General features: G+C 33.4%; 12 protein-coding genes. 4 read left to right on the top strand and 8 right to left on the bottom strand.

What is annotated here, in order from left to right; genetic code table 11:
* Window positions 1–197 precede the first annotated feature (197 nt).
* The 8 genes from AC4FQX_RS02700 to recF all read right to left on the bottom strand — a co-directional run bounded on the left by AC4FQX_RS02700 (window position 198) and on the right by recF (window position 7766).
* Window positions 198–629: a VOC family protein gene (locus AC4FQX_RS02700; RefSeq protein WP_491166124.1), complete on the bottom strand. Its 432-nt coding sequence runs from the start codon at window positions 627–629 to the stop codon at window positions 198–200.
* A 290-nt stretch (window positions 630–919) separates the two neighbouring features.
* Window positions 920–1969 carry a type I glyceraldehyde-3-phosphate dehydrogenase gene (gene gap / locus AC4FQX_RS02695; protein ID WP_491166123.1) on the bottom strand — a complete coding sequence of 350 codons (1050 nt, stop codon included), beginning with the start codon at window positions 1967–1969 and terminating at the stop codon, window positions 920–922.
* 37 nt (window positions 1970–2006) lie between these two features.
* Entirely contained in the window at window positions 2007–2879 is an 873-nt protein-coding gene (lipA, locus tag AC4FQX_RS02690; RefSeq protein ID WP_491166122.1) for a lipoyl synthase, read from the bottom strand.
* Window positions 2880–3012: 133 nt separating this feature from the next.
* A complete protein-coding gene (locus AC4FQX_RS02685; protein WP_491166121.1) occupies window positions 3013–3564 on the bottom strand; it encodes an RNA polymerase sigma factor in 552 nt (183 codons plus the stop codon).
* Entirely contained in the window at window positions 3543–4703 is a 1161-nt protein-coding gene (locus AC4FQX_RS02680; protein ID WP_491166120.1) for a glycosyltransferase, read from the bottom strand. The genes AC4FQX_RS02685 and AC4FQX_RS02680 overlap by 22 nt, the downstream gene beginning before the upstream one ends.
* Window positions 4704–4793: 90 nt before the next feature.
* On the bottom strand, window positions 4794–5408 hold the full coding sequence (locus AC4FQX_RS02675; protein WP_491166119.1) for an FMN-binding negative transcriptional regulator: 615 nt from the start codon (window positions 5406–5408) through the stop codon (window positions 4794–4796).
* Window positions 5409–5421: 13 nt separating this feature from the next.
* Entirely contained in the window at window positions 5422–6567 is a 1146-nt protein-coding gene (gene murB / locus AC4FQX_RS02670; RefSeq protein ID WP_491166118.1) for a UDP-N-acetylmuramate dehydrogenase, read from the bottom strand.
* A 119-nt stretch (window positions 6568–6686) separates the two neighbouring features.
* On the bottom strand, window positions 6687–7766 hold the full coding sequence (recF, locus tag AC4FQX_RS02665) for a DNA replication/repair protein RecF (protein WP_491166117.1): 1080 nt from the start codon (window positions 7764–7766) through the stop codon (window positions 6687–6689).
* Between the two features lie 144 nt (window positions 7767–7910).
* On the opposite strand from recF, the gene AC4FQX_RS02660 reads away from it, so the two are divergent.
* The 4 genes from AC4FQX_RS02660 to AC4FQX_RS02645 all read left to right on the top strand — a co-directional run bounded on the left by AC4FQX_RS02660 (window position 7911) and on the right by AC4FQX_RS02645 (window position 12263).
* A complete protein-coding gene (locus AC4FQX_RS02660; RefSeq protein ID WP_491166116.1) occupies window positions 7911–8675 on the top strand; it encodes a tetratricopeptide repeat protein in 765 nt (254 codons plus the stop codon).
* 4 nt (window positions 8676–8679) lie between these two features.
* Complete coding sequence (gene ribH, locus AC4FQX_RS02655; protein WP_491166115.1) at window positions 8680–9174, top strand: 6,7-dimethyl-8-ribityllumazine synthase; 495 nt, start codon at window positions 8680–8682, stop codon at window positions 9172–9174.
* Between the two features lie 468 nt (window positions 9175–9642).
* A complete protein-coding gene (gene mutL / locus AC4FQX_RS02650; protein WP_491166114.1) occupies window positions 9643–11520 on the top strand; it encodes a DNA mismatch repair endonuclease MutL in 1878 nt (625 codons plus the stop codon).
* Entirely contained in the window at window positions 11517–12263 is a 747-nt protein-coding gene (locus AC4FQX_RS02645) for a rhomboid family intramembrane serine protease (RefSeq protein ID WP_491166113.1), read from the top strand. Before mutL ends, AC4FQX_RS02645 begins: the two co-directional genes overlap by 4 nt.
* Window positions 12264–12273: the final 10 nt, after the last annotated feature.

The following is a 12273-nucleotide window of genomic DNA, read 5'->3' as shown; positions in this document are numbered from 1 at the left end:
GAAATGATTCTAAGATTAACATTAACTTGTATTTTATCTTAGAATCTTTAATGACTTAAAATTCAAAACCCTACCGATTTTATTTTCAAATCTGCAGGGTTTCGTAGATTTTTAGTTTAAGGTTTGAGGAGCTACCCATATCAAGTACGGACAATATTTCACATTTTACTAAAAACATTTCACATCTCACAAAATTATCAACTATTTTTATTGTAATCATAATTAACCATCCATTGTATACCAAACTTATCAGTGAACATTCCAAAAAAAGCTCCCCAGAATGTTTTTTGCAGTTCCATTTCCACTTTTCCTCCCGCTGACAGACCTTTAAAAAGTTTTGTAGCTTCTTTTTCACTATCAGCATCAATAGAAAGATGAGAATTATTTCCAATTGTTAGTTTTTGCCCTATAGATTCAAGAGTATCCGTAGCCATTAAAATAGTTCCTTTTCCGATTGGTAAAGCAATATGCATTATTTTATCTTTATCGGCTTCAGGCAGTTTATCTACTTCTCCGGTATCTCTGAAACGTTGTAACATAAGAAACTCACCTCCAAATACGGATTTGTAAAAATTAAAAGCTTCTTCAGTAGTACCGTTAAAGTTTAAATAAGGATGAATTGTTGCCATAATGTATTGTTTTAAATGATTAATTAATAGGTTGGTATTCCAAATTTAATCAAATAAATGTTAAAAAAAAGACAACAACAAGAAAATACAAAGATAAAAATGTTTAAAGTTTAAGGTTCAAAGTTAGGATAAGTACAAAGGTACTGAGGTTTTCTCGCAGAGCTGCAAAGGTTCTTTGATCTGTTTAATGTTTAAAGCTAGTTGAGCTATTAATAATATTTTACTTTTCACTTCTTACACAATGGATCACTTCTTTTGAGTACTGATTTACTGTCACTGAAAACTGTTTACTATCTGTCTTTCACAGAACTATCAACTACCAATTGTGAACTATCAACTTTTTTTGAAAATAAAGTAATCAGGTCGATAATTCTTGAAGAATAACCAATCTCATTATCATACCAGCCTACTACTTTCACCATTTTTCCAATAACAGAGGTAAGCTGTGAATCAAAAAGGCAGGAGTTTCGGTTTCCCAGAATATCAACCGATACGATTGGATCTTCCGTATAGGCAAGAATTCCTTTTAAAGAAGTTTCCGAAGCCGTTTTAAAAGCAGCATTAATTTCTTCAATTGAAACCTCTCTTTTTACATAACAAGTAATATCAGTTAAAGAACCATCCGGAACCGGAACACGAATACCACTACCACCGATTTTTCCGATCATATCCGGAAATATTTTTGTCAGCGCCTTTGCTGCTCCCGTAGTGGTTGGTACAATAGATTGTGTTGCACCTCGAGCTCTTCTGAGGTCTTTATGGGGCTGATCGTGTAAACTCTGATCAGTTGTATAGGAGTGAACAGTTGTAATATAAGCCTGTTCAATAGAACACAGTTCCTGAATAACTTTGACCATCGGAGCAGCATTATTTGTTGTACAGCTCGCATTTGAAATAATAATTTCAGTACCATCCAGTATTGATTCATTAACACCAAGGACTACTGTTTTGATAGTATCTACTTCAGAAGGAGCAGAAAGAATTACCTTTTTTGCTCCGGACAGGATATGCTGATGGATTTCTTCATAGGTTTTGTATTTTCCGGTTGATTCGATCACAATATCAATATCTGATGATTTCCAGTCTAAATTTTTTATTTCTTTTTCATGAAAAAATAAATATGATTTTCCATCAATATAAATTGCTTTTTCATCGTGAGATACCGGATAAGGTAAAATTCCGTGAATACTGTCATATTTAGTAAGATGCCCCATTGTTTTATTATCAGCAATATCATTGATAGCAACTACCTCAATAGTGGGATGATTTAGTAGTAATCTAAATAAATTACGACCGATACGTCCAAAACCATTGATGGCGATTCTTATTTTTTTATCCATTTGTTTAAATTAGAAAAATTGGAAAATATTATTTTATTTATAGAATATGTTTCTGAGCTTTATAAGAAGAACGAACCAGAGCACCGCTTTCTACATGGCGGAAACCTAATTCTAAACCTATTTTTTCATATTTTTGAAATTGTTCAGGAGTAATAAATTCCTTTACAGGTAAATGTTTCTTACTGGGTTGTAAGTATTGACCAATAGTTACAATATCTACATTAGCGTCTTTCAAATCATGTAATGTCTGGATCACTTCATCTTCTTTTTCACCAAGACCTAACATGATTCCGGATTTAGTTCTTCTGATTCCCTGTTCTTTCAGGTATTTCAGTACAGCTAAACTTTTATCATATTTTGCCTGTATGCGAACCTCACGAGTCAACCTTCTTACCGTTTCCATATTATGTGAAACCACTTCCGGATTAGCTTCAATGATTCGGTCAATATTCCTTTCTATTCCTTGGAAATCAGGTATTAAGGTTTCAAGAGTCGTTTCAGGATTCATTCTTCGGATTGCTTTTACCGTTTCAGACCAGATAATAGAACCACCGTCTTTTAAGTCATCTCTGTCCACACTTGTTACTACTGCATGTTTAATATTCATAAGCTTAATAGAACGAGCTACCTTTTCCGGTTCATCCCAGTCAACCGTTTCAGGACGACCTGTTTTTACACCACAGAAACCACATGAACGAGTACAGATATTTCCCAGAATCATAAAAGTGGCAGTACCTTCACCCCAGCATTCCCCCATATTAGGACAACTTCCGGAAGTACAAATTGTATTTAACTTGTATTTGTCAACCAGGCTACGAAGTTCAGTATATTTTTTACCCGTTGGTAATTTTACTCTTAACCATTTCGGTTTAGGAGTAGGTACTATATTGGTTTCTAAGATACTTTCCATTTATTATAAATTTTGAAAGTACAAAGATACGGATTGTTGTTTATCTGATGATTTCTTTATTTAGTTAATTTGATATTGTAGAAAACAAGAAGGATTTTCAGAACAAAAGGAATAGAATCTTCTATAGTACAGATCAGCGTTTCTGCTGAATAATAACAGCTAGTAATTTTTTGGCTCGCAGAAGTTTTACTTTAACATTATTTAAAGGTTCGTTCAGCTGATCCGCGATTTCCTGATAACTTAATTCCTGAAAATAACGAAGTTGTATCACTTCCTGATAATGAGGTTTTAGTTCTTTAATATATTGTAGTAGCTGAGACAGGTTCTGTTCAATGATTAGTTCATCCTCTGCAGAAGGAGTTGTGTCTGCAATATTATAAGCCTGATTTTTCTCTTTATCTGTAATTTCTACAAACAGACTTGATTTCTTTTTTCGAAGGAGATCAATATGTACATTTTTTGCAATAGCGATTAGCCAAGTGTTAAAAGCATAATCAGGATTATAAGTACTGATCTTATCAAATGCTTTAGCAAATGTTTCTATAGTAATATCTTCAGAATCCGTTTCGTTTTCTGTGCGTTTCAGCATAAAACCATAGACTTCGTTCCAGTAATGATCCAATAATGTAGTGAATGCAATCTGGTCGTATTTTTTGGCTTTTTCTATCTGTTTTTTAATTTCCAATAGATGTATTTTGAAAAATTTTTGATTTGTTTAATTGTAAACTTGAAAGAATATGCTATAAAGATATTCATTTGTATATATATAATCACAATTTCCAGAAACGGATACCAGTATAGTAGTTCTTTTTCATTTAATTTTTTAGCAGTATATCCTAAAGTACTGAATGTAATACTATATCGTATGATTATAATCGTTAGCACGGCAATCCAGTTAAACTGAAAAAGTAATAGTATCAAAGCAAGTGCCAGAAATAAAAACTGAGAAATCTGAAACAAATGTAATTTGATCTCATCGATAATTTTGAAATGTTTTTCAGTATCAAAAGCTTTTACCATATTAGCATACAGACTTTTATAATCCGTTTTAGCTTTCGAACAGGTAAAACTTTCCGGAATAGAGCAGACCGCTGTATTTTCTTTCGTTGCAATCTGATTAATAAATAATTCATCCTCTCCAAATTTTATTTTCATGTGATTGATGAAACCGCTTGCTTCAAAAAACTCTTCTCTTTTATAACCCATATTCTTTCCTTTTCCGGTGTAGGGGCTTCCTGCTTTTGCCCATGAAAAGTATTGAAGAGTATTGAGTATATTTTCAAAACGAAATACTTTATTTATGAAAGATTTCTGTACCTTCTCATAACCACTGTAACCCAGAACAATTGTTTTTTTATCTGTAAACTGAACGCTCATAAGCTGAATCCAGTTCTCTGAAACAGGATAACAGTCCGGTTCAATAAAAAGAAGATATTCTTTTTTGGCAGCTTTTATTCCTAATGTAAGGCTATATTTTTTATTTGCCCAGAAGGCCTCATTGTTTTCTACATTGACCAGTCTGATATTAGGATATTCTTTTTCAAAGTTCTCAAAAAGGTCTTGTGTGTCATCTGTAGAAGCATCATTAATTAGAATAATCTCATAATCTGGGTAGTTCTGACTAACTAGTAGAGGAACAAGCCGGGTCATATTTTCTATTTGATTTTTTGCCCGCACAATTACCGATATCGGTTTACTGATGTTGTTTTTTTGAGAAGAAGAGTTTTCTTCATTGGAAAAGGCAAACTTGCTGAAAATAAAGAGATAATAAAAAATTTGTATCGCTGCAATTCCAATAAAGAGAGAGAGTAGAATTAGTAACATATGCAATTCAAAACAGGGTTAGGTTAGAGCAAAGGTACAAATCAAAATTTAATACTTTTAATTTGATTTCAGTAAATTCAAAATGAGAGTTTATTCTCTTATTTTTTTCATTTCCCGCGCTATTTCACAAGCATTGTGCTCTTTTGTATTTTCTAATTTAGAAACGATTGTATTGTAGTTTTTATTATCTCTGTTCTGAGATAATTTTTTTATCGCCTGAATAGTATCAATCGTTATTTCAAAAGCAACTATTCCATTTACCTGACGCATAGTTGATTTGGAAAGATTTTCAATTTTCACAGGATTTTCTGAACTAGCTTCATATTTGTCGACTAATTTTTTTAAAGAATACAGTAAATCATCTCCTTTAATAATTTTGATTTTTCCGTAAATATGCACAGCAATATAATTCCATGTAGGAACATTTTCATGATCGTACCATGAAGAAGAAATGTAAGAATGAGGCCCTTGAAATATTGCTAAAACGGTATTATCCGTTTCAAAATCTTTCCATTGTGGGTTTTCTTTGGCAATGTGACCAAATAATACTTCTTTTCCTTCTTTATTAATTTCTAGTTCAAGAGGGATATGAGTTCCCCAGGGTTTTCCCTGTACCTGATTGATAAGGATGCCAAAACTATTCTGTTTTATAAAAGCTTTTATATCTTCAGTATCTTCATTTTTGTTAATGTCAGCAATAAACATAAGCTTGAGAGTTTTAGATAATATTTACTTCTGCTTCGATAGAGATTCCAAATGTTTTTAAAATCGTGTTCTGTATGTTTTTAGCCAGATCCAAAATTTCCTGTCCGGTTGCAGATCCGTAATTTACTAATACTAGAGCCTGGTTTTTATGAACACCCGCATCTCCAAAACGTTTTCCTTTAAATCCGGTTTGTTCAATTAGCCATCCTGCCGGAATTTTTACTTCTGTTTCAGAAACAATATAATGTGGCATTTCAGGGTGCAGCACTTGTATTTTTTCGAAATTACTTTTTGAAATAATAGGATTTTTAAAGAAGCTACCACTGTTGCCTAATTCTTTCGGGTCGGGAAGTTTGCTTTTCCTGATTGCCGTTACAGCGTTGCTTATATCTTGTAAAGTAGGGTTTTTGATATTGTTTTTAGCCAATTCCGTATCAATAGCGCCATAAGAAGTATTGATATTATGATTTCTTTTTGTCAGCTTAAAAGTAACTGCCGTAATGATGTATTTGTCTTTTGCTTCGTTCTTAAAAACAGATTCCCTGTAACCGAACTGACAGTCTTCTTTAGAAAATGTGATTGGTCTTTGCGTAGTGATTTCAAAAGCCTCACAAGAAACAAAAAGATCTTTCATTTCAACTCCGTAAGCCCCTATGTTTTGAACAGGAGTAGTGCCTACATTTCCTGGAATTAAAGATAAATTCTCCAGTCCACCAAAGTTTTGTGAGATCGTCCACAGAACAAATTCATGCCAGTTTTCACCCGCTTTAGCTTCGACCCATACGAAATCATCATTTTCTTTAAGAATTCTTTTCCCTTTAAGATCAACATGGATTACCAGAGCCTTAATGTTTTTAGTAAGCAACATATTGCTACCTCCACCCAAAATAAATTTTGGAGTAGAACCATTTTCTTTTAAAACCGTAATAAGTTCAGCTTCTGAATGCACATCAGTAAACAGGAGTGCTTTTGCTTCAATCCCGAAGGTATTGTAGTTCTTTAATGAAAAATTGGTAATGACTTCCATTGAGCAAAACTTATTTTTTTGAAAAAACAAAAATACTGTTTTTAAAATGGAATCAAAATGCAGAAAAGGAAAAGTTAGAGAAAAGAAATTAAGATACAAGAATAAAGAGATTCCCAAAATGGTTTTCAGCATACAGCTTCAGTACTCAGTTATCAGAAAAACTTAAAACATTAAGGTCTTGAGTCCTGATAATATAGTAATTAAAACCTTGTGGCTCTACGGCTTCAAGAATTTTAAACCTTAAACCAATTTTACAACTGAAACAATTTATAACTCTGAAGCGTAGATTTTACAATAGCTTCAGTTCGTTCTGTATGGGTATCTGATATAAAAAGCTGTCCAAAAGTATCATTATTGACCATTTCTATGATCTTACTGACTCTGGTTTCATCCAGTTTGTCAAAAATATCATCAAATAGTAAGATAGGATTTACGCCACTTTGTTTTTTGATAAATTCAAACTGAGCTAATTTTAAGGCGATCAGAAAAGATTTCTGTTGTCCCTGAGAGCCAAATTTTTTAATAGGGTAGTGGTCAATTTCAAAAGCCAGATCATCTTTATGAATGCCAACACTAGTATATTGAAGAGCCCGATCTTTAGCAATATTTTCCTGTAATAATGACAATAGATCTTTCTCATGAAGATTACTCTCATATTCCAGCTGTACCGTTTCCGCAGAACCCGTAATCGCCTGATGATGTTTATTGAATATTGGGATAAAATCAGCTAAAAACTGCTTTCTTTTTTCAAATATCTCTTGTGCCAGACCATTTAGCTGTTCATTATAAATAGAAAGAGTATCCGTTTCAAAAACATGATTGATTGCAAAATATTTCAGTAAAGCATTACGCTGACTTAATATTTTCTGATACTGAATAAGCTGTGTGAGATATTTGTTGTCCAGTTGTGAAATAACACTGTCAATGAACTTTCTTCTGGTTTCGCTTCCTTCAACAATCAGATCCCTGTCAGCAGGAGAAATAAGAACCAGAGGTATAAATCCGATATGATCTGAAAACTTATCGTAAGCTTTTCCGTTTCGCTTCATTATTTTTTTCAGTCCTTTCTTTAAACTGCATACAATCTGTTCCGTTCTTTCATTCTTTTCAAATTCACCGTCAATTACAAAAAATTCCTCACCATGTCTGATATTCTGAACCGCTAACGGATTGAAATAACTTTTACCATAAGATAAATGATAGATCGCATCAAGCACATTCGTTTTACCAATACCGTTTTTGCCGACAAAACAATTGATTTTGGCATCAAAGTCAAAACTGACTTCAGAGAAGTTTTTATAATTGAGTAAGGATAATTTCTTTAAATACATCTGTAAATGTCGTACTGAAAGTGAGAAGTTTGGAGTTTTTGCCTCTGTTTTTCTAAAAGACCGCAAATTATTGAAAAATATCGAGAAAAGACCTTTTAGATTTGAATAAAAATTTTATTTTTGCCGTTAACTTAATTATTGAAAATGGCAACTTATAACAAAAGAGGATATAAAGCTCCAAAAGTAAACGGAGAAGACGAAAATGCAGATGATAAAAATCAGCACAGTACAACAGCTGAAGTATTTAGTACTCTTGACAAAGGTGCCTCCAGAACTGAAAACTGGATCGCTAAGAACCAGAAGTACATTTTCGGATTCGTAGGAGTAGTAGCATTAGCTACAGCAGGATATTTGTTGTATGGTAAATTTGTTACCGATCCAAAAGAGGATGAAGCAGCAAATGAGATGTTTCAGGCACAACAATACTTTCAACAGGCAGTTGACGGTACTGCAAGTGATTCTCTTTATACATTATCTCTAAAAGGGGGAGAAGGAAAATACGGTTTCCTTGATATTGCTGAAAAATACTCAGGTACAAATGCTGCAAATCTTTCACACTATTATGCAGGAATGGCGTATCTGAACACTAATAAATTTAAAGAAGCAATTGCCGAACTGGATAAATTTAAAGGAGATGACGCTCTTTTAGCTCCGATCGCAAAAGGCGCAATAGGAGATGCTTTCGTACAGATCAATCAATTGGATGAAGCACTTAGTTATTATGTAAAAGCAATTGAGCTGAATAAAAATGATCTGACAGTACCTCATTATTTACTAAAAGCAGGTCAGACAGCATTAGCTTTAAACAAAAAAGATAAGGCATTACAGTACTTCACAGATATTAAAACAAATTATGAAAATGCCCCGGAAGCTTCAAATATTGATGCTTTAATAGGTATGGCACAATAATAATATGGCAACGATCAATAAGAATTTATCGGATTATGATAAAGACTCCATTCCTGATGCAAAAGAGTTTCGATTTGGAATTGTTGTTGCAGAGTGGAATGATACTATAACAGAAGGTCTTTTTAACGGAGCAAATGAAGCGCTATTAGAAAATGGTGTTGCAGCAGAAAATATTATCCGTTGGAATGTACCCGGAAGCTATGAACTGATTTACGGTTCCAAGAAAATGTTACAGACTCAGAATGTAGATGCTGTAATCGCTATTGGAAGTGTAATCCAGGGAGAAACAAAACATTTTGACTTTGTTTGCGAAGCAGTATCACAAGGAATCAAGGACTTAAATGTTCAAACAGATATTCCGGTTATTTTTTGTGTCCTGACAGACAATAATATACAACAGGCTATTGAAAGAAGTGGAGGGATTCATGGAAATAAAGGTACTGAAGCTGCTGTAGCCGCAATTAAAATGGCTTACTTAAGACAACAAGCTTCTCTGTAAAGAAAATATAATAATTTTATAAAGGGCTATATGATTTTAAATTATATAGCCTTTTTTTATTTCAATAGGTTGATTAATATTATTTTTGTCTTGTCCTGAAATCACATGACAATGTAAAAACATTGTTGAATATCAAATACAACTGGAAAAGCCTCAATTTTAGTTTTTTATATTTTGAGGAGTTAAACAATCTGTTTTCAAAGACTTTATTCTCAACCATATAAATAGGAGTTGTATAGAAATAGGTTTGCAAAAAAGTGTAATAAAATAGGGATTTTTTCCGTGCTCATAACGAATGTCTCGCTCTAAAAAAATGATATAGGATTAAATAAATGAAAATTCACAAAGAAACAGTCTATGTTCAAAAGGCTGTTTTTTTATAACGGTTTACCGTTATAAAAGCAGTATAATTTTCTTAGATTTGTAAAATCATAAGAATCAAGTTTTATAATTCGAAATCCATTTTTAATGTCCAGTATAATCCAGTTACTTCCAGATCATGTTGCGAATCAGATTGCCGCCGGAGAAGTCGTTCAGCGACCGGCTTCTGTTGTAAAAGAACTTTTGGAAAATGCTGTTGATGCAAAAGCCACAGAGATTAAGCTAATTATTAAAGATGCCGGAAAAACTCTGATTCAGGTTATTGATAATGGTACAGGAATGTCAGTTACAGATGCTAGAATGTGTTTTGAACGACATGCAACCTCTAAAATCCGTCTTGCAGAAGATTTATTTTCTCTCGATACAAAAGGATTTCGTGGAGAGGCACTCGCTTCCATTGCGGCAATTGCTCATGTTGAAATGAAAACCAAACCTGATCAGGAAGAACTGGGAACACATATTGTGATTGAGGGGAGTAAGTTTATTTCTCAGGATGTAGCGGTTGTACCAAAAGGTACTTCTTTCTCTGTAAAAAATCTATTTTTTAATATTCCTGCCCGACGTAATTTTTTAAAGTCAGGAAATGTCGAACAACGTCATATCGTAGATGAATTTCAGCGTGTCGCTTTAGCACATCCCGGTATTCATTTTGTTTTATATCATAACGGAAGCGAATTGTTTAACCTTCCTTCTTCTAATTACAGACAGAGGATTGTTAATATCTTCAGTGGAAAAATGAATGAAAAATTAGTTCCAATTCAGGAAAATACAGAAATTGTAGAAATACAGGGGTTTGTAGGGAAGCCTGAGTTTGCTAAAAAAAACAGAGGAGAGCAGTTTTTCTTTGTAAATAATCGTTTTATAAAAAGTGGTTATTTACATCACGCGATTATGTCTGCTTATGACGGATTGTTAAAAGACGGAGCACAACCAAGTTATTTCATTTATCTTACCGTACCACCTAATACGATTGATATTAATATACATCCTACTAAAACAGAAATCAAGTTTGATGATGAACATGCGATGTATGCCATATTACGTTCTTCCGTTAAACATAGTCTGGGACAGTTCAATGTAGCTCCTGTTCTGGATTTTGACAGAGATTCTAATCTGGATACACCTTATAATTATCAGAATAAAGAAGCAGAAACACCTTTAATTCAGGTAGATTCTAATTTTAATCCGTTTGCAGAAGAAATGAAAAATCCTGTTTCTTCCACGAAGAGTTATTCAGGAGGAGGAAGTAGTTATTCCAACTATAAAAAACCAGAAAACACATCCCATTGGGAAAGTCTGTATGTTGGATTAAAACAGGACACCGAAGAAATTGCCGAAATAGAATTTGAATCAGAAGAAGTAACCGGATCATTATTCAATGATAAAGAAGTAGAAGAATCAGTTAACAGAACCTATCAGATTCATAAAAAATATATTGTCAGTCCTATAAAATCAGGAATGGTTATTATAGACCAGCAGAGAGCACATCAGCGTATTCTGTATGAACAGTTTCTGTCGAATATGACCGTTTTACAGGCAAACAGTCAGCAATTATTATTTCCACTGACATTATATTTTTCTGCTTTTGAAATAGAACTGATAGAGGAGTTAAAGACCTCACTGATTAATACAGGTTTTGTATTTGAAGAAATAATAGAAGACAGGATTACCATTTCCGGTTTACCGATTAATGTGGCAGAAAGTGAGGTTTCGATTTTACTGGAACAGTTACTGAGTGATTTACAGGACGGAATTCCGGACAGTAGTTTTAGTCAGAACGACAGTATTGCAAAGTCAATGTCAAAGAGTTTAGCCGTAAAAACCGGAGTGTATTTAACCGAAAAAGAACAGGAAAATCTGGTGAATGCACTTTTTGCCTGTAGAGAGCCCAATGTATCACCTTTTCAAAAACCGACTTTTATTACCATAAGTGTAGAAGACTTAGATAAAAAATTTGCTATATGAGAAACATCCCTGAAACTGTAAAGCAGTTAATCATTATAAATATTATATTTTTTCTGGGTACTCAACTTGTAGGTGATGCAGCCTATAAATTTTTATCCCTGTATTATCCTGAGAATCAAAATTTCCAATATTGGCAACCCATAACACATATGTTCATGCATGGTGGATTTATGCATATTTTCTTTAATATGTATGCTTTGTTTGCCTTTGGTAGTGCACTGGAACAGTTCTGGGGAGCTAAGAAATTTTTATTCTTTTATATTTCTGCCGGATTAGGAGGAGCATTACTTCATATTTTGAGTAATTATTACTTTTTCCATGAAGGGTTAAATACACTACTTGCTAATGGATTTTCAAAACCTGAGATTCTTGATCTGCTAAATCAGGGAAAATATGATACCCGTTGGGAGTCCATATTATCTACATCCGATTTTAAAAATTTTGTAAGCTCATTTATGACTCCTGCAGTAGGAGCATCAGGTGCTATTTATGGTGTTTTGGTTGCTTTTGCCTTTATGTTCCCTAATGCAGAACTGATGATTATCTTTATTCCGATTCCCGTAAAAGCAAAATATTTTGTTCCTGGACTAATCGTTTTGGATTTATTCTCCGGAGTAACCGGATTTTCTGTTTTTGGAGGAGGAATAGCACACTTTGCACATGTTGGAGGAGCTTTATCCGGATTCCTAATGATGTGGTACTGGAAAAAGAATCAGTTCAATAACAATCGTTGGGACAGATAATTATTAGTAT

The sequence above is a fragment of the Flavobacterium sp. AK-301 genome (assembly GCF_058310215.1).
The sequence above is the reverse complement of the archived record's forward strand: the minus strand, read 5'-3'. Positions and strand labels throughout refer to the sequence as shown.

What these genes read in the sequence shown, in the direction of transcription:
- AC4FQX_RS02700 (WP_491166124.1), bottom strand. Translation starts at nt 629, where the DNA reads ATGGCAACAATTCATCCTTATTTAAACTTTAACGGTACTACTGAAGAA.
- gap (WP_491166123.1), bottom strand. Translation starts at nt 1,969, where the DNA reads ATGGATAAAAAAATAAGAATCGCCATCAATGGTTTTGGACGTATCGGT.
- lipA (WP_491166122.1), bottom strand. Translation starts at nt 2,879, where the DNA reads ATGGAAAGTATCTTAGAAACCAATATAGTACCTACTCCTAAACCGAAA.
- AC4FQX_RS02680 (WP_491166120.1), bottom strand. Translation starts at nt 4,703, where the DNA reads ATGTTACTAATTCTACTCTCTCTCTTTATTGGAATTGCAGCGATACAA.
- AC4FQX_RS02675 (WP_491166119.1), bottom strand. Translation starts at nt 5,408, where the DNA reads ATGTTTATTGCTGACATTAACAAAAATGAAGATACTGAAGATATAAAA.
- murB (WP_491166118.1), bottom strand. Translation starts at nt 6,567, where the DNA reads ATGCTGAAAACCATTTTGGGAATCTCTTTATTCTTGTATCTTAATTTC.
- recF (WP_491166117.1), bottom strand. Translation starts at nt 7,766, where the DNA reads ATGTATTTAAAGAAATTATCCTTACTCAATTATAAAAACTTCTCTGAA.
- AC4FQX_RS02660 (WP_491166116.1), top strand. Translation starts at nt 7,911, where the DNA reads ATGGCAACTTATAACAAAAGAGGATATAAAGCTCCAAAAGTAAACGGA.
- ribH (WP_491166115.1), top strand. Translation starts at nt 8,680, where the DNA reads ATGGCAACGATCAATAAGAATTTATCGGATTATGATAAAGACTCCATT.
- mutL (WP_491166114.1), top strand. Translation starts at nt 9,643, where the DNA reads ATGTCCAGTATAATCCAGTTACTTCCAGATCATGTTGCGAATCAGATT.
- AC4FQX_RS02645 (WP_491166113.1), top strand. Translation starts at nt 11,517, where the DNA reads ATGAGAAACATCCCTGAAACTGTAAAGCAGTTAATCATTATAAATATT.